This is a genomic window from Rhodococcus sp. ACT016 (genome assembly GCF_050477185.1).
Taxonomy (GTDB): Bacteria; Actinomycetota; Actinomycetes; order Mycobacteriales; family Mycobacteriaceae; genus Prescottella.
Genome location: NZ_JBEAET010000001.1, coordinates 2,456,383 through 2,472,547, shown reverse-complemented (window position 1 = coordinate 2,472,547; position 16,165 = coordinate 2,456,383). Strand labels below are relative to the sequence as shown.

Below are 16,165 nucleotides of genomic sequence, written 5' to 3'. Positions count from 1 at the left end.
TGTCCGAAGGTGTGACCGACATCTGACGCGCGCGTGCGCGCACGGGTGCGGCTTCGACCGGTCGATGTGCCCACCTCTCGACCGGTCGAGGGTCACGGGCAGCCGGCGCGTCCGGCTTCCGCTGCGGCTTGGCGGTCGAGCGCTGCGGCTTGGTCTCTGAGTCGTTTGGCCTTGACCTGGTTGAGTTGGGCCCGTGCCAGTGCGGCCTGTCGTGCGTTCTCTGCCCGTTTCCGGCGTTCGGTGGGGTCGAGGGTGCCATCGGGGTCGATCTCCGCCTCGAGGCGCCGGAGGGCACGTTCTTGACCAGCGGTTGTTGCTGCCGATCGGGCGTTGGCGGTGCGGGCGCTTCGGTCTGAGGTCCTCGACCAGCTGCTGTGAGCCGCTAAGCGGGCGTGGAGGGTTCGTTCTTCTGCAGTAGGCAAGGCCTCTCCTGAGTGTGTGCGATGCGGGGACCGCCCGTTGCGGCTCGCATGGAGCGGGAACGGTCGGGGAGACAAGAAGAGCCCGCTCCTGTGGGGAGTCGGGCTCGCGTTGAGGCGCTCTTATGTCCTTGTTCGGGACAGACTTCTGGCGCGAGCCTACCTTGCCCTGTTTTTCTGTTCCCCGCAAGTGGGCACAGGAAAACAGGCCAAGTTGCCATTGGCCGGCTGGACACTAGACATCAGCGAACCGTGTTGACGACACCCGGGTCGATGCCGTCGAGCGGGTCGCAGCCGATGGTCTTCGCGAGCGCGAGGGCGTACTCGAGGCCCCACTCGTGGTGGCAGGCCAGGCACGATGCGCCGGCCATCGACACCTGCAGCACCGGGCCGCGGACGTGCTCGCCGTCGTTGTCGACGCGCACGATCTCCGATTCCCCGCACGCCGGGCAGGCGGCGGAGACGGTGAAGCGGCCACGGCCGGCGATCAGCTCCTCGGCGTCGACGACCCAGGTTTGGATCTCGGCGGCCGCGGTGCTGAGCCAGAGGTAGTCGGCGGGCTGCCATGTCCAGCCGAGCAGGTAGGTCAGCTTGTCGGATGTGGTGCCGGTGGCGCCGGGGGCCCACACGGCGACGGTGTCGTCGACGCGTCGGAGCCAGTCGACGCCGTCGACCCACAGCGGCGGCATGGAGCGGGCGACGCCGCCGAACGCGGTGCCCTGTTGGCCGCTGAGGTTGTCTTGCATCTCGTCGTACAGCGATCCGGCGGTGGCGACGAGACGGTTCCCGTCGTCGTCGGAACGGATCTGGTGACGAGGTCCGGTAAGTGTGGCGACGGCGTCGTCGAATGCTCGCCATGCGGCTCGCAGGTGGTCGTTGTCGGTGGTGGAGTGGCGGGTAGCGGTCATGAGCAAGCGGTGCTCCCTGGTTGTGCTGGGATTGCTGTCTACGTCAGGCGCTTTCGGGCGCTCGTGGCAGCGGTCTGGAGGGAGGTGCGCATCTTGAGCGTCGTCGCGTTGTCGACGATCTCGATTGCGGTGTTCAGTGGCTCGAGGACGATCCATCGCAGTGCAGTCAGCAGGACGAACGGCAGTGCTTCGGTCCCGACACGGTCACGGAGGCGGCGGAGAATCGCGTCAAAGGCGTTCGGGTCGTGGCTCGCTGCCGTGAGCTCAAGGGCTACCGCGTGGGCGTCGAGGAGGACCTTTTCGACGTCGACGACGCCGTTTGGTGTTCCGTCGCTGCCGACGGTCAGGATGCTGGGACGGGGCTCGGGGCCGTTGGGCATGGTGCTGTCTCCGGTGATGTGAAGTTGCGGGGGATCCGGTCGTGCAATTGAGCTTCTTCGACGGGCCGTGCCGGCGGCTCGTCGCTTGTTGGGGGCGGCTGTGCTGCGGGTGGTTTCCTGGCTTCGTTGAGCTCGGCCTCGGCCTTGGGCCGTTGGGGGTCCGGCGTTCTGGCTTCTGCCTGGTTCGCCTTCGGCGCCATGGCTCGGCGTCGGGCAACTGCTTCGAGCTGTTCTCGGGCATTGAGCTGGTCCTGCCGGGCCTTGTCGCGGTCCTTGCGGAGTTCGGCGATCACCGCGTAGATGCTCAGCCCTTCACGGAGCATGGTGTCGGCCCGTTTCCGCTCGTCACCGCTGGACCATCCACGCATGGCGTCCTCGACGCGACGGAGCGGCGGCAGCTCGTCGTCGGCGTCCCGCGTCAGCGGGCGCTCGACAGGAACAGGCTGCGGGGGGTTTGGGGGTTCTTCCGCGCACGCGCCCCCGCGCGCAGGTGACGTACCCCCGGAAGGTGACCCCTCTCTTTCTTTCTGGTAGGTGGAGTTGGTAGGTAGTCGGAAGTCATGAACTCCGGTCATTCGTCCGGTACTTCCGGTCATTTCGCTCTCGAGCTCACTCCCGCACTCGGTTTGACCGGAAGGCACGGCTTCCGGTGAAGAGTCCACCCGATGAGCCGATTGACCGGAAGTGATGACTTCCGATGAATCGTCGCGTTTGGGGTGAGCCTCGATAGCGAGCCGAGCTGCTTCGTCCCTCGGGAGCGTCAATCGGTACACGTTCGCTTTGCCGCGCCCACCGCGCCCACCACCACGTTTCACCAGTTCGACGTACCCGGCAGCTACTCCTCGCTTGATGGCGTCGCGGACTGTCCGTTCGGAGACCCCGACGAGGCTTGCCAGCAGTTTCTCTCCTGGATGCGCCTTATCGCCTCTGGTCCAGTCCGAGTAGCTCCACAGCGCGATCAGGACGCCGGCAGTCGCGCCGTGGAGTTCCTTTCGCTTGCTTCGAGCGACTGCGACTGGCCAGAGCTGGCGGAGCTCTCTTTCGGCTGGAACGACGATGGGTGCGGAGTCGACTCCACTTGTCTCTCGCGGGGTCATTCGACCTCACTCGTGCGGGTAATGGTGTCACCGTCGGCCGCGATGACGCCGCAGTCGCCGGCCGAGTCGTTGAGGATCTGTGCGGCGGCCTGCAAGTCCCCGACCAGTTGCCGAGCAGCGTTGGCGTCGAGGTCGTCTGTGTTGCCGTTGAGACTGATTGTTGCTGACCGACGGACGACTCCATCTGGCGTGACGATGTCGTCGCCGACGATCTCGACGGAGCCGACGGTGCGCCAATAGATTCGGCGGCACGTGCCCTCCGACCAGTCGAAGGCGGGTGCCTGCCCGATGAACCACCGGGGCAAGGGTGCCGAGTTGGCAGCGTCGATGACGGCGTTGATAGCGGTGTCGATGTCGAGGTCGCTCTGATCGTCGTTGGGCGCCCCGAACCGGTCCTCTGCGACTTCGATGGTGGCGAGGAGTCTTGAGAAGTTGAGGGTGCGGGCAAGATCGGACAAGGAGGACCTCGGGCTATTCAATTGTGGGAGCTCCAGTTTGGAGGCTAGGGCCAGTGTGGTGGTTGGAGCCGCGGTCGTGTTGCTGGCGCGGGTGGGGGGTTGGGCGCTGATGTCGGTAGATGCGCCTACACTCGTCACTAGACCTCGATCTTGACTCGGTGGCTGGGAGCCTCGGGTTGGTTCACCTCCCTGCAGTGGGTGTCGGGAGACTCGGTCGTGGAAGGGGCCGCGCTGCCAGGCGCGGCCCCTTCGCTTCTTCTGTTGGCGGACTGCTCACTGCGCACTTTGGCCTGCAGTTAAGCGTTCTGTAGTTCAGTGCCTGTCGGCGCATCCCGGCCGCTGGGCACTCTTTCGGGCACCTCGCCACAACACGGTGCTCTGTAGATCCAGGAGACGGCACGGGACAGCTACGCGCCGTCGTTGGGCACGCTTTCGCCGAACAGCTCGAAGAACGGCTTTCGGGGAATCAGTACCCGGCGGCCGAGTCGGATGGAAGGAATCGTCCCCTTCTCGACCCCCCTGAGGATCGTGCGGGGGTGTACGTCGACGAGGCCGGCCGCTTCCTCAACCGAGATGGTGATTCGTTGGTCGGCACCATTGACGGCAGCTTCTTCGACCTGACTTTGCGTGGAGGGCAAGAGTTCTCCTGAGTGCTTTGGCGCCCTGAAAGGGTGCGTGATTTGGATCTCCAGTGCTCTACAGTACGCTCGTGAAGTATCGAAAGCCATTGTGGAGCAATAGCTTTCGCTATGCGCCTAGAGATGTTGCTATGGCCCCAGAATCTGTGAGTGAGGGAAGAATGGTTTTCCGGCAACGTGACGTAGCCGCCCGTGAGGGTGCCAAGAGTCGCGGTCGTGGCACGAGGTCGGCATGGTGACGAGCCGACGTCGGGGTGCAGGAGAGGGCGGGATCTCGGAGTACTCGACGGCCCGCGGCGTTCGCTTCGCGATTCGGTTCTACGTGCCCGCTGAGGGAAGCAAACCGAAGCGTATCCAGCGTCGGGGATTCACGACCCGCAAGGAGGCTCAGAAGGCGCTCCGCAAGGCACTCAGTCAGATCGAGGACCGGACGTACGTCCAGCCGAGCAAGCTGTCAGTGGGGCAGTACCTTCAAAGCTGGGGTCGGTCTCTCCGCCTGGCCCCCGCGACTGCTGCCAACTATCGCCGGAACATCGATCTGCACGTCGTTCCGTACATCGGCGACGTGCCACTTGCGGACCTGACCGGGGCCAGGCTGACCGGCCTCTACCACCAGCTCGAGACTGATGGGTTTAGGCGCGGGAGCAAGGCCGGCCGCCAAGGACTTTCGGCACGAACGGTTCTCTACGTTCACACAGTCCTGAAGAAGGCGCTCAAGGACGCGGTTGAGGATGGACTGCTCGTCGTGAACCCGGCCGACAAGGCCAAGCCTCCCTCCGCCCGTCAGGCTCGTGCGCCGGAGATGCAGGTCTGGGCGCCAACGCAGGCCCGAGCGTTTCTCGACTGGGCGCGGGAGAACCGAGGCGACTGGCGCGAGTGGCACATGCTGCTGCACACGGGCCTGCGCCGCGGCGAGCTAGTAGGGCTCCGCTGGTCGGATGTGGACCTCGACAACGCGACAGCCGCGATTTCCCGGCATGTCGGCGTGCTTGTCGAAGACGGCCGGCGCCGGACATACATCGGCCCGACCAAGACGGCCCGGCCGCGAGTAGTCGACCTCGACGTAGGAACGGTCGGTGTCCTTCGGCAGCTGAGGAAGGAGCGCTTGAACCTCGGCCTCGAGGTGGTGCGGCCTAACGCCTACGTGTTCGTTCACCTGGGGACGGGTGGGCACCAAGACCCGGAGACGCTTTCGGCGAGATTCGACCGCCACGTTGTGGCCGCTGGTGCAGCGTTGGGGGAGGACGTCGTTCCGCGGATCCGGCTGCACGACCTTCGGCACACTCACGCGACGGCACTGCTTCAGGAAGGCGTCCCGGTCAAGGTGGTGTCGGAGCGACTGGGGCACACGGACGTGATGACGACGATGCGGACCTACCAGCACGTGCTCCCGGGCATGCAGGCTGATGCGGCGAAAGCCTTCGCTGCACTGCTCAGTTAGTGGACGAGGAGCGTGGTTGCGGCCCTTTGGGACCAGGGGCGGGACCACGCCCCCCGTTGCAGCAATCTGACCAGCATCTTGCTGGTCTTTCGTGGTGCCCTCGGTGAGACTCGAACTCACACTGCACGGGTTTTGAATCCGTGTGAATGCGTTTCCCCTGGATAGCATCGATCGGGTTGTCATACCCTGTTCGACCCTCAAACGTGCTGGTAGAGCTGACAACCCGATCATATCTATCTGAGTCTGTCAGCTTTGCGCACACAGCCTATCGGCGATTCCTGCGAGCTACTGCGAGCTGTTGCGAGCCGACGCCGCGAACCCGAACTGGAGCTCGCCGGCCCGGTGCCGAACGATCGGAGGTCGTCGGCGTCGGCTCGTGAGGTAGACCTCGGCGTCGGGGTCTCGCTGCTGGTGGTCGTCGGCAATCTCGAACGTCCCTCCGGTCAGGTCGGCCCCGCCGGGGTCGAGGTCGTCCTGACGGCCCACGGCGAGCACCTCGCGACCGAACACACGTAGGACGATCACGCGGCACCCCGTCCCCGGCACAGCGCCAACAGGTCGGCGTTCGCCTTCTCCCGCTCGCTGCGGATCCGCGAGGCTGCCCGATCCCGCTCGGTCTGCTCGGCTGCCTCGCGGATCGCCTGGCGTAACTCGGGCGTCGGGTCCTCGCGGTCGTATCCCCACCCGCTGGCGAAGTGCAGGCGCTCGGTCCACTGGGCGGGCTGACCGACGTTCCTGCCCTCGCGGACCATCCAACCCACCTGGCGCTGATACCGGGTCTCGGTGATCTCCTCCGGCGGGATCGGCTTCCCCCGCTCGCTGGGGTTGTTGTGGTGGTCGTAGTGCGCGCACCACAGGTCGAGGCGAACGCAGCGCACACAGGTCCACTCGGTCGGGCGCGCTGTATTCGGTCCACCGACGACGCGAACGTGCACCGTCCTGGCTGTCAGCTCGTGTCCGCGAGGGCAGCGGGCCGGCACGACAAGCGTGCGGGCATCAGGGTGGATCACTGTGCATTCTCCCAGCGTCGGAACTCGCTCCACGACCATTCACGCGGTACGGCTCCCCGGCTCCCGGCGTCCACGCCGTCGAGGGTGAGTCCGTGCTCGGCGCACCACGAGTAGTACGCCTCCCACTGCTCCGATTCCGCGACCTGTGACCGCCAATGCGGGTCTACCGGGGGCCGGTGCGGCGCGTGGCGGGCGGCGAGCAAGCGGACCCCCTCGATGTCCTCACCGAACGCTGCCTCGCAGTGGTCCATGTTCGTGATGTCGGGATGCCGGGGAACCCGGTCGAGCCAGTAGCGGAACCCGCTGGGTCTCAGGTGCTCCGGCACGTCCGCGAACGTCGGCTCTCCCTGCCGGCAGGTGTGGCCGGTCGCGGCGATTCTCTTGGCCATCACGCACCCCTGAGTGCGCCGGGGCGGGCCTGCCGACCCTGGCCCCGCTGTCGTGCTCGCGTGGCGTCCCGCTGCTGGTTCTGGCTGCCGTCGCCGTCGTACCTGCCACGGAACCCGCTCGACCCGCCCTGTGCGGCGATACCGAGACGGCGATCGAGGTCGGCCATGAGTCGGCCCAGCGCGAGGCGCTGCTGTCGCACCTCGGTCAGGGCGGGGTTCGGCTTCGGGTTCGCCTCGCTGCCGATTACAGCGCCCTTCGTGGCGATACTCCGATCCAACGCGCCGATGTCCTCGGCGGTCTGCGCTGCGAGGGCCAACACGATCAGGTCGTCCTCGTCGAACTCGAATCCCGCCTCGCGGGCCTTCGCGGTGAACACCCGCTCGATCACCTCGCCGGGGGTCTCGATCTCAGTCTCAGCCATTCCTCACACCTATCAATCACCATATGTCGATAGGTACAGACTATCGCTACGAGTCAAGCCGGATTATCGGCGATCGTGAAACCGCAATGGCGGCAAGCGCTTTCGGGTCTCGCGTGCCGTCAGTTGGACCCCTGTGAGCTCAGTGGGCCCGCTGGAGGGCTTGGTCGGCCAGTGTAAATCTGCTGATCAGGGCGATTTCTGGCCCAGAATGGCCCATATCGGCGTACGGTTCGCACCGCTCGCGCAGGAATCCGCAGTACGCGGCTGCCCCGCAACCATAGGCAGGAGGGAGGTCCCCCCACCCCAGTCAAAGTGCTGCGGACATCGGGCTTGGTAACAATCGGTTCGAGTTGCGGCGCCCCTCGCCCTCGCGCTGCCACCCGATCCGTATCGGCGGGCCGCCGAAGGAGTGGACAGTCAGCACGGCTGAACCGGTGGTCCTGTCGCGACGAGTCTAGGCCGTGAATCGTTCGGCGGACATACCCACATCCGATCCGCAGGATTGCGGATCGGAGTCGATAGACGAATTCACGTTCGACCTACGAACCGTCTCGTGCGTCAGATTTTCTGGCAGGCTCCCGGCGTTTACGATCCGGGACACGAGCCGGAAGGGGGAGGCGTGTGGCGAGGTCACGGCGAACGAAGATCCCGGTCGAGGTGAAGATGCGGGTGGTGTTGGCGGCGCTGTCCGGGGAGATGTCCGGTGCGGAGGCGGCACGCCGGCACGGGGTGTCGGACATGTCGGTGTCGAAGTGGAAGCAGCAGTTCCTCGCCGCCGGCCGCCAGCGGCTCGAGGAACAACCGTCCGGCCCGGCCGGGCAGTGCGGGACCGTCGAGGAACGCCGCCTGCGCAGCGAGAACGAGCAGCTCAAGCTGGCGTTGGCGGAGGCGACGGTGCAGCTGCGGATCTGGCAGCACGGCGCGAAGCTGGTCGACGAGGGCCCTTCGTAACCCTCGAATCCCTGAGAGAGGCAGCCGGGCTGCCGGTTTCGAGGTCCGCACCACTCGCTCAGATCGCCGAACGCACCTACCGCCGGCGCCTCGCCAGACATCGCGACGGTGAGCCGGTGAAGGGGCCGCACCTCTACCGCGGCATCATCGGTGACGGCGATGCCCTCGACATGGAACTCCACCGCTACCGACACATCTACAACACCATCCGGCCGCACCAAGCACTGTCCAATCGGACGCCGAGTGAGGCGTACCGAGATGGAGCGGGGAACAACGCTTGGCATCGTCAAGGAACTTCGCTGGGATCTGCCGAATGTGGTGATCATCTTCTCGGCTCGAAGGGCATGATTGCTGATCGTGCACGCTGATATCGAAGGCGCGGTCCGGACCGCGCGCCTGGCCGCCCATTTCGACTGGACGTGGGACTCCGAGGACCTCGAACGTTTCTGCGCCGCCGCGGGCTGGCAGGCAGAGCGCTTCTGCGACACCGCAGCCACCCTCACGACGAACCTCGACATCAATCGTCCCAGCGGCGACGCGTCACTGACTTGGGGACCCCTCCAAATCATAGGGTTGACGGTGACCGACGTAACCGACCCTGGTACGAGCATGCCGGAGGTGATGGCGGAGCTACTGGGTGAGTTGAGCGTGCCGATGGCCGCGGAGTTCGGGGAGGGAACCCCCGTTACCGCCGGTGTCGTCAAGGCACTTCGCTGGGATCTGCCGAACGTGGTGATCATCCTCTCGGCTGGGCGCGGGGCCGTCGCCATGCGCCTCGTCAGTCCCAAGCACCAAGCGTGGACCGACGAACCCGAAGATGAATGGGACGACGAAGAGGACGAGGACGAGGACGGCGAAGACTGATCGTCGAGCGCGCCGATCAAGCACCTCGATCCCTGCACGCCGATATCGACGGCGGTACCTGGCGGCCGGATTTCGGCTGGGCAAAGGCCGTCGAGTGGCCTTGTCGGATTGGATGTGAACCAACCGTCGGTGTCTCGCTGGATCAGCGCGGTCCATGGGTTGCCGGAACGACAGTCGAGCAGAAAGTAGCATCCCGCCCATGCACGTCGACATTGAAGGCGCCACCCGGATCGCCCGCCTCGCCGCAGAATTCGATTGGACCTGGGCTGTCGACGACCTGGAACCCTTCTGTTCGCACGCCGGATGGGGGCTCGTTGAATCGGATCAAAACGGCGCCTCGATGCGGACGAACCTTCATGTCAGCCGGCCGAAGGCGAACATGTTCAGCAGGAACAGTTCGATGCGCTACATCTCGACCTTCGTCTCGGACCTGGCAGACATAGGTACTCCCAAGGTAGAAGTTCGCCCGTTGCTGGTCGAAGGGTTCACGAACCTCGATGTGGCATTTACTGCCCTCCTGGGGACAGCCACGAGCGCCGAACCCGGACCAGAGGCAACTATCCGGTGGGACCTGCCGAAAGCGGTCATTACACTGAACCTGGGTTTCAGCGCGATCCACCTGCATCTGAAGAGTCCGAAGTATCAGGCATGGATGGATGAGCCCGAACCGGAGTACGAGGACGAGGTCTAGCGATCGAGGTCGGCGAGATCGCATCCGGTTTGCGCGCTCCTCACGCGAATCGGACCACTCACATCGAATGGTGGCTAGTTACTCGGTGATTCGGGCGAGCGGGAGGGTAGAGAGGTACTCATTCTCGACGCGGTAAATCCCCGCCAAGTTCTTGACGCAAGACAACCGGCCCCTGCGGCTGGAAACGACCGTGTACGGGCACCGGGGCGTTCCTGCGGAGCCGCAAAATCTCGCGCAGTATCGCGTTGGTGGGCTGTCCGGGACCGGCCACCTCGCCTTCGGCCAGGGAGTGAATGCTGCCCAGCTAGGGTCACCATGTCGCCGTCGCCACCGCTGTCGAGTGGGTCACTCGTCTGAAAGCTGCACACTTAGCGGGACAGTTGGCCCGACAGCACCGCTGAGCCTGCTTATCGTTGACGAGGTCGGCCACCTCTCGCTCAAGCAGTTGTCACGTATTCCCCAGCGGGCGAACAGCGATTGCAGAAGCAGGATCAGCGAGGCGTCCACAGCGGATTGATCGGAGCTCAGGCTGTGGACGCGTCGATGATTGACCAGATCGTCCGCGTCGAGATCACGGCACAGACATCAGAGTGGCCTGCGTTCTGACCGCCACCAACCGCCGACTTTCCGACCGTCTGCCGCTCAAGATTCGAGTGGGCCTCGCCGAAGCGGGACGCGCGAGTGCGAATCAATGATGCGGCACGTCGGTCCGTTCATCGCTCGCGCTGGTCCAAGCGTGGGCGACGACGATTTCGGCCTAAGCGTCCAGGGTGGCGGTCAACCGCGTACCCCGCTACTGCCGCTTCAATCCTCCGCCTGCACAAAGATGAGTACCGGGACTGCCCCGGGTTGGTTGAAATCTGATCTGCGAGGTCGAACTAGCCGGTTGTTCTGTCCGGCCACAGCTGCACGATTGAGCTGATGCCGTTGATGTCGTGTCCTGCACCGCGCACAACAGACTCGACGGTAGGTTCGCTGCATGACCGTAGACGATCTTGCCCGCGCTCCAGACTCGTTGCCACCCAGTGACGAGTCTGCGGAGAGTTCGCTCGTCGAGTATCTCAACAGCATCGCGAGAGGAGACTCTAGTGATGTCGCCACCTATTTTCACGAGATCGGCGAGCCGGAGCTGTTGGGCGGAACGAAAACTACTTGCCGAACGCACTGGCTGGCGTGCGATGCCATGGGACGACCCAGGATGAACGCACTTGCAGAGCGTCTTGCCACTCATGTTATTGACTACTGCATTCCTCGTGAGAAGATCGAGGAGGCAAGAGAGCAGTTCAATAAGACTAGGTCGCCTTCCAGCATCCTGCGGCTTGAGAGTGAGGCGAAGAGCCTGTTTTCGTCTCTCGCGAAATCGGGTGAAGGTGGCGAATTGTTGCTCTACTTCTTACTCGAAACCGGTTTAGGGATACCGCAAATACTCTGCAAGATGCCGCTTAAGACAAATACCAATCTGATGATCAATGGCGTCGATGGGGTGCACGCGAAGGCTCTCGAAAACGGAAACATCGCAGTATATTGGGGTGAGTCGAAGGTTTACGATGACTTCGCTGGAGCTGCATCGGAGTGCTTTTCGAGCATCGCACCCTACCTATTGGACGAGGGTGGGGGCGCGCTGAGGCAGGACCTGTTGATCGCGAGAAACAACCTGGATGCAGGTGCTCGGGAGATGTCGTTGAAGCTCGCACGATTCTTCACGGAGGATGCGCCCGAGTCTTTGAAGCTTGAAATGCGCGGCGCGTGCCTCGTTGCATTCACCCATGACGATTTTTCGCCACCCTTCGACGCGGACGGTTCCACAGTGAAAGCGGCCGTGCTTGCTGAACTGAAGAAGTGGCACTCCGGCGTGAAATCCAGGTTGAAGTTCCGGAAGATCGAGTCTTTCCATATCGAGTTCTTCTGCCTGCCGATACCTTCGTCTGAACAATTCCGAACCGCTATCGCTAAGTCATTGGGCATAGATTAATGGATAATGTGGAGTATTGGGACCAAGTCGTCAATCTGCCTGCCTTTAAGAGTAGCGTCTTAGCTACCACCCGTCTGGCTACCCTTATATCGTTGCCGGACATCACGCCTCGAGATGAAGACGATGCAATCGATTGGAATAGGGCGCTCTTCGTCGCGAGTCTCGTCGATTCAGGCGCGACCGAACCGGCGCACGACGGCGCGTTGCGAATAGCCCACGCATGCATTCAATCGCGGGGCGCAACAACGTCTCATCATTCGGCCGCGAGAGTATTGCTAGAACGCCTTGGAAATCAGCGGGCTATCGATTTGGCGGTCAAGAAGGACCTCTTGAATGAGTCCGAACTGGGAGGGGTGAGTTTACCGCTTGAAATGGATATTCTTCGGCAGAGTGTGCGACTTTCCGTACCATTAAACAACGGCGGCATGGCCAAAGTGAACGAATTTCAGCTTCAGTTTTGGAACGCCGCAGAGAAGAACGACTGGGTGAGTGTGTCCGCGCCCACATCCGTTGGTAAATCGTACATAGTAAAGCTTTGGATTCAAAGGAGTATTCAGCAGTCGGAGTTTACCGCCGTATATGTCGTCCCTACGCGCGCACTAGTTGAGGAAGTTAGCCGTGATCTGGCGGAACAGCTCGGGGGCGAGTGTGACGTGTTCACGCTCCCGTGGGATTCGCGTATTGGCGGTAGTTCCAAACGTGTATTCGTTTTCACGCAAGAAAGACTGCACGTCCTCCAACAGAATTTGAGGGACGTGACCATTGATCTGATCTTCGTTGACGAGGCCCAGAAGGTAGGTGATGGCACACGAGGTTTGCTCCTGCAGCGTGTTATTGATGAGGCGCTGCTCAGAAACCCAGGTGTCAAACTCATCTTTGCCAGCCCATTGTCTGCAAACCCAGAATTGCTGCTCCAGGGCTCGCCGGCGATATCGGCGACGGCGATCACCAGCGAATCTGTGACCGTGAACCAGAATCTGATTCACGCCAACCAGATTTACCGACAGCCTATGCGCTGGAATGCCGACTTACTGATCGATGGGCGAAAGGAGCATCTGGGAACCTTTTCCCTTCCTGCACGGCCGTCCCCGGTGAGTAAGCGACTTGCACTCGTTGCAGTGGCCCTCGGTGCCAAGCATTCTGGCAATGTCGTCTATGCGAATGGCGCGCATCATGCTGAGACAGTCGCTGGACAGATAGTGGATCTACTTCCATCGGATTCCGAAACTTCGGAGGACGAAGACATCGCTGCATTGCGCCAGCTAATTGAAAAGACAATACACTCTAAGTATCTACTCTCAACCTTCTTGCGCAAGCGGGTCGCTTTTCATTATGGCAATATGCCGCTGCTAGTTAGGGAAGAGATCGAGCGACTGTTTCGTATTGGGAAGATCCACTATCTGGTCTGTACCTCGACTCTATTGGAAGGCGTCAATCTTCCTTGTCGTAATCTCTTCGTTCGAGGACCGAAAAAGGGGAATTCATCGCCGATGTCTCCGGGAGACTTCTGGAATCTCGCCGGCCGCGCTGGCCGATGGGGCGTCGAATTTCAGGGCAACATCGTATGCGTGGATACCGAGGTCGAGTCGGTGTGGGAATCGGTTCCGACCCGCCGGGTGCGCCAGCCCATAACCCGCGCAAGCGATGTAACTCTCGCAGACAAGGACCTTATACGCTTTATTGAAATGCGGGCGCCTCTTGCGGATGCGCGAAAGAACAAGAATCTTGAGGCGTTCGTCAGCACGTTGGCGGTCCGGTACCGTGAGGGAGTTGAACTCTCAACAATAAGTTGGTTGCAAGGCTTGGATAGCCGCATCGATGCGATCAGCGATTCGTTGTCTACCGCCCTGAATGGAGTGACAGTCTCAGCGAGACTCTGTGCGCGACACGCGGGAATCACTCCTTTTGCAATTCAGCGGCTGGCCGACTACTTCCGTCAACACGAGGACAAAGAGTCTCTACTGCTTTCTCCGCCGGAAAGTTTCGACGCGGCACAGTCGTACGTCAGCGTTATTTCCCGAATCGATCGTTACTTGGGTGGTGGGTTTTCCTCACATCCGGGTAGGCAGTATCAGTTGGCAATTCTCTTGGTGAAGTGGATGCGCGGCATGCCACTGTCGCTTCTAATTGAGGATCGCATCAAGTATCTGCGAAAAACAACTACGTCGCCGAATCTTCCAAAAGCGATTCGCGATGTGATGGGCGACGTTGAGCAGCTCGCGAGATTTGAAGCGCCGCTGTATTTCGCTTGCTATATCGAAACTCTACGTGAAGTATTTCCTGACCTTTCCGCCAGTGAGCGTGGGGCCAACGCCTTTCCGGATATCGCGATGATGCTCGAATTGGGTGTCTCTCGCACCACGGAGCTATCCATGATGAGTCTGGGCCTTTCGAGGACGAGTGCGGTCGAGCTCTCTGAACATGTCATGCGTGACGAACTCTCTCCAGAAGAATGTATTGCGTGGCTTCAAGGTGTCGACCTGGACGGGATAGGCCTCCCCGATTTGGTAGTTAGGGAGATACGCGATTCAATTTCTCGCTTCTTTGGATAGGTCGTCTTTGGCGTTGCATTAATGCGCCACACCTACTCTTACTCGTGCAGTGTGAAGTGGCGTGATCGATCATCTAGTCGGAGAAGATAGTTCTTCGATCTCGGTCAAGTCGACATCGGCATCCGTGCGGTATCCGTTCGTTCACTTCGACTGGCATTCGCGGGAGATACAGGACCTCGGCGGCCGCGGGTGCGATCGGGGGTGCACTGACGATGCGTAGGCGATCCGTAGCTTACTGGAAGCCGTCAGCAGGGCCTTACGACGAGCCACGCGCGTATCTGGCGGGCTCGGTTATGCCTCTCGTACTTCTGATGCTGCCGATGGAAGCCTGCGCCGTCTCTACCGACGTGCCACTACCTCGCCACCAACCGTATGACCTACAGCAATTAGACGTTGGACTCGTTGGCACTGACGTTGGCTAGTTTGTGTCGAGGCGGAATCCAACGCGAGTGCTGCTGACGGCTACCGTCGTCCGGCGGGGCGATCTATGGTCCATCGGCCCCATTGCAAGCACTGGTATGGGGTACCCGTGAGGACATCAATTGTGGTCTTGGTGACACGACGAAGCCCCGGCCAGACACCATTGCAAGGTGCCGAAACCGGGGCTGCGTGCCGTTCTGACGGCCTAACGCTCACTCGCCCCTTTCGAGGTAGTACCCCATGCCGCGCCGGGGCCCGCTGTACGAGAGACCCTTTGCGCTCTCGAACCTCTTGGCTCGCTGCTCGGCGTCTCGGACCGCCGACTCAGTCAGCGCCACGCCCGGGTTCTTCGAGTTGTCGTCGGCCCCTTCCACGGGTGCCGACCCCTGGAGGTACCGACCCATGCCGCGATTGCTGCGTCCGTTGCTCACTTGCTCGCTCCTGCCTCGATGCTGCCGACACCGATCGGTGCCGGTCGTCCGTTGCCGGCCCACCAGGCCAGCGCTCCCGCGACCCCTCCCACAGGGACCCCTACCCCCTCGAACTGCGAACCCCACACCCGCGCTTCGAGGTTGGCCACACCGTCGCCGTAGGCCACGCTGCCGTTATCGTCGAACCCTCGCTCTGCTGCGGCGTACACCCAGCGGCGCGTGCTCTGGAGGTCACCCCACGCGGCAACGGCGTCCCGCCATGCGCGCCATGCGGCCCCCGCTTCGGGCCCGCCGTGCTCGACGATCTGCTCGGCGCTGGCCTCGACGGTGAGGCCCGCGCCGGTCAGGGTGTCCGCTGCCGAACCCGCTGCGGTGAGGATGTTCTCGGCTGCCTCGACGAGCACCCGATCGACCTCGGGGAGCACCTCGGCCACCCGCGCACCCATTTCCACGGCCTGACGCTGCCGGAGACGTTCGAGCAGGCGCTCGGCGGTCCACCGCACCCCTTGGGTGTGTTCGTGCGGTGCCTCCGGCACGTCGCGCGTCGTCCACTCCCAGATCGGTTCGACGATCGCCGGAACCTTCGTCTTGCTCGCCGCTGCCGACCAGGCGGCTTCGAGGAGTTCGGCGTCACGGTCCTCGATGGCCCGCGCGAGCATCTCGCGGGTTTCCTCGGTGATCCGGTGTTCGACCTTGCGTGCGGTCTCGGCGATCCGGTCCAGGCGCATCACGTCGGCGACGGCCTGGCCGATCTCGCCGCGCAGTTCCGTCGCGACCGTCTCCCCGCCGGCGGCGGCCACCCGACGCGCTTCCTGCTCTGCCTTCTCTCGCGCGGCTGCCTCCTGTCGGCGACGCTCCGGCTCGCGCATCGCTGCGATGTTCGCGTTGGTGTTGCGCACCTGCGCCGCTGTCCAACCTGCTTCCAGGTCGGCGAGGGTGTCGCTCTCCTCGGGGATCTCTTCGATGTCGAGGTAGTTGTTCTCGAACTTGCTGACGATGTCGCGATCGCTCATTGCGAGCTCACTTTCTCTCTGACTGCTGTTGCTCTGTGTCGGGTCTCGGTCAGGTGGGGGTGTACTTCGTACACACCCCCACCTGTCCCCGATGGACCGGCGGGGAACC

Annotated in this window: 18 protein-coding genes; 8 read left to right on the top strand and 10 right to left on the bottom strand. The window is 62.7% G+C overall.

Annotated elements, in window-relative coordinates; genetic code table 11:
• Positions 1-661: 661 nt before the first annotated feature.
• Together ACQ5DX_RS11455 and ACQ5DX_RS11450 are read right to left on the bottom strand one after the other, a co-directional pair.
• A complete protein-coding gene (locus tag ACQ5DX_RS11455) occupies positions 662-1,327 on the bottom strand; it encodes a DUF7341 domain-containing protein (protein ID WP_430332729.1) in 666 nt (221 codons plus the stop codon).
• 38 nt (positions 1,328-1,365) lie between these two features.
• On the bottom strand, positions 1,366-1,707 hold the full coding sequence (locus ACQ5DX_RS11450; RefSeq protein ID WP_430332728.1) for a hypothetical protein: 342 nt from the start codon (positions 1,705-1,707) through the stop codon (positions 1,366-1,368).
• A gap of 41 nt (positions 1,708-1,748) precedes the next feature.
• Between ACQ5DX_RS11450 and ACQ5DX_RS11445 the strand changes: the two genes are divergently transcribed.
• Positions 1,749-2,201 (top strand): hypothetical protein, encoded by a 453-nt coding sequence (locus tag ACQ5DX_RS11445; RefSeq protein WP_430332727.1) that lies wholly within the window; start codon positions 1,749-1,751, stop codon positions 2,199-2,201.
• Between the two features lie 599 nt (positions 2,202-2,800).
• On the opposite strand, the gene ACQ5DX_RS11440 is transcribed toward ACQ5DX_RS11445, so the two are convergent.
• The gene (locus ACQ5DX_RS11440) at positions 2,801-3,262 is read right to left on the bottom strand and encodes a hypothetical protein (protein ID WP_430332726.1); all 462 of its coding nucleotides are present in this window, start codon (positions 3,260-3,262) and stop codon (positions 2,801-2,803) included.
• A 407-nt stretch (positions 3,263-3,669) separates the two neighbouring features.
• A complete protein-coding gene (locus ACQ5DX_RS11435) occupies positions 3,670-3,900 on the bottom strand; it encodes an excisionase family DNA-binding protein (protein ID WP_430332725.1) in 231 nt (76 codons plus the stop codon).
• 232 nt (positions 3,901-4,132) lie between these two features.
• Here ACQ5DX_RS11435 and ACQ5DX_RS11430 point away from each other — a divergent pair, with 232 nt between their 5' ends.
• Positions 4,133-5,341 carry a tyrosine-type recombinase/integrase gene (locus tag ACQ5DX_RS11430; protein WP_430332724.1) on the top strand — a complete coding sequence of 403 codons (1,209 nt, stop codon included), beginning with the start codon at positions 4,133-4,135 and terminating at the stop codon, positions 5,339-5,341.
• A gap of 285 nt (positions 5,342-5,626) precedes the next feature.
• On the opposite strand, the gene ACQ5DX_RS11425 is transcribed toward ACQ5DX_RS11430, so the two are convergent.
• The 4 genes from ACQ5DX_RS11425 to ACQ5DX_RS11410 form a co-directional block, all read right to left on the bottom strand.
• Entirely contained in the window at positions 5,627-5,866 is a 240-nt protein-coding gene (locus ACQ5DX_RS11425; protein WP_430332723.1) for a hypothetical protein, read from the bottom strand.
• Positions 5,863-6,276 carry a hypothetical protein gene (locus ACQ5DX_RS11420; RefSeq protein WP_430332722.1) on the bottom strand — a complete coding sequence of 138 codons (414 nt, stop codon included), beginning with the start codon at positions 6,274-6,276 and terminating at the stop codon, positions 5,863-5,865. Before ACQ5DX_RS11420 ends, ACQ5DX_RS11425 begins: the two co-directional genes overlap by 4 nt.
• 71 nt (positions 6,277-6,347) lie before the next feature.
• Complete coding sequence (locus tag ACQ5DX_RS11415; RefSeq protein ID WP_430332721.1) at positions 6,348-6,740, bottom strand: hypothetical protein; 393 nt, start codon at positions 6,738-6,740, stop codon at positions 6,348-6,350.
• Positions 6,740-7,162, bottom strand: a complete 423-nt coding sequence (locus ACQ5DX_RS11410) for a hypothetical protein (protein ID WP_430332720.1) — start codon at positions 7,160-7,162, stop codon at positions 6,740-6,742. Before ACQ5DX_RS11410 ends, ACQ5DX_RS11415 begins: the two co-directional genes overlap by 1 nt.
• Positions 7,163-7,783: 621 nt before the next feature.
• Here ACQ5DX_RS11410 and ACQ5DX_RS11405 point away from each other — a divergent pair.
• From ACQ5DX_RS11405 to ACQ5DX_RS11380, 6 genes are all read left to right on the top strand, one after another.
• Entirely contained in the window at positions 7,784-8,113 is a 330-nt protein-coding gene (locus ACQ5DX_RS11405; protein ID WP_430332719.1) for a transposase, read from the top strand.
• A gap of 116 nt (positions 8,114-8,229) precedes the next feature.
• Positions 8,230-8,481 (top strand): integrase core domain-containing protein, encoded by a 252-nt coding sequence (locus ACQ5DX_RS11400; RefSeq protein ID WP_430332718.1) that lies wholly within the window; start codon positions 8,230-8,232, stop codon positions 8,479-8,481.
• The gene (locus ACQ5DX_RS11395; protein ID WP_430335630.1) at positions 8,471-8,977 is read left to right on the top strand and encodes a DUF6301 family protein; all 507 of its coding nucleotides are present in this window, start codon (positions 8,471-8,473) and stop codon (positions 8,975-8,977) included. Before ACQ5DX_RS11400 ends, ACQ5DX_RS11395 begins: the two co-directional genes overlap by 11 nt.
• A gap of 199 nt (positions 8,978-9,176) precedes the next feature.
• Positions 9,177-9,668: a DUF6301 family protein gene (locus tag ACQ5DX_RS11390; RefSeq protein ID WP_430332717.1), complete on the top strand. Its 492-nt coding sequence runs from the start codon at positions 9,177-9,179 to the stop codon at positions 9,666-9,668.
• Between the two features lie 979 nt (positions 9,669-10,647).
• Positions 10,648-11,640: a HamA C-terminal domain-containing protein gene (locus ACQ5DX_RS11385; protein ID WP_430332716.1), complete on the top strand. Its 993-nt coding sequence runs from the start codon at positions 10,648-10,650 to the stop codon at positions 11,638-11,640.
• 92 nt (positions 11,641-11,732) lie between these two features.
• On the top strand, positions 11,733-14,192 hold the full coding sequence (locus ACQ5DX_RS11380; RefSeq protein ID WP_430332715.1) for a DEAD/DEAH box helicase: 2,460 nt from the start codon (positions 11,733-11,735) through the stop codon (positions 14,190-14,192).
• Positions 14,193-14,824: 632 nt separating this feature from the next.
• Here ACQ5DX_RS11380 and ACQ5DX_RS11375 read toward each other — a convergent pair.
• Entirely contained in the window at positions 14,825-15,043 is a 219-nt protein-coding gene (locus ACQ5DX_RS11375; RefSeq protein ID WP_430332714.1) for a hypothetical protein, read from the bottom strand.
• On the bottom strand, positions 15,040-16,056 hold the full coding sequence (locus tag ACQ5DX_RS11370; RefSeq protein ID WP_430332713.1) for a hypothetical protein: 1,017 nt from the start codon (positions 16,054-16,056) through the stop codon (positions 15,040-15,042). The genes ACQ5DX_RS11375 and ACQ5DX_RS11370 overlap by 4 nt, the downstream gene beginning before the upstream one ends.
• Positions 16,057-16,165 lie beyond the last annotated feature (109 nt).

Excerpts from the sequence above, each read along its gene's own strand:
- ACQ5DX_RS11455 (WP_430332729.1), bottom strand. The coding sequence starts at position 1,327 with ATGACCGCTACCCGCCACTCCACCACCGACAACGACCACCTGCGAGCC.
- ACQ5DX_RS11450 (WP_430332728.1), bottom strand. The coding sequence starts at position 1,707 with ATGCCCAACGGCCCCGAGCCCCGTCCCAGCATCCTGACCGTCGGCAGC.
- ACQ5DX_RS11430 (WP_430332724.1), top strand. The coding sequence starts at position 4,133 with ATGGTGACGAGCCGACGTCGGGGTGCAGGAGAGGGCGGGATCTCGGAG.
- ACQ5DX_RS11415 (WP_430332721.1), bottom strand. The coding sequence starts at position 6,740 with ATGGCCAAGAGAATCGCCGCGACCGGCCACACCTGCCGGCAGGGAGAG.
- ACQ5DX_RS11410 (WP_430332720.1), bottom strand. The coding sequence starts at position 7,162 with ATGGCTGAGACTGAGATCGAGACCCCCGGCGAGGTGATCGAGCGGGTG.
- ACQ5DX_RS11390 (WP_430332717.1), top strand. The coding sequence starts at position 9,177 with ATGCACGTCGACATTGAAGGCGCCACCCGGATCGCCCGCCTCGCCGCA.
- ACQ5DX_RS11385 (WP_430332716.1), top strand. The coding sequence starts at position 10,648 with ATGACCGTAGACGATCTTGCCCGCGCTCCAGACTCGTTGCCACCCAGT.
- ACQ5DX_RS11370 (WP_430332713.1), bottom strand. The coding sequence starts at position 16,056 with ATGAGCGATCGCGACATCGTCAGCAAGTTCGAGAACAACTACCTCGAC.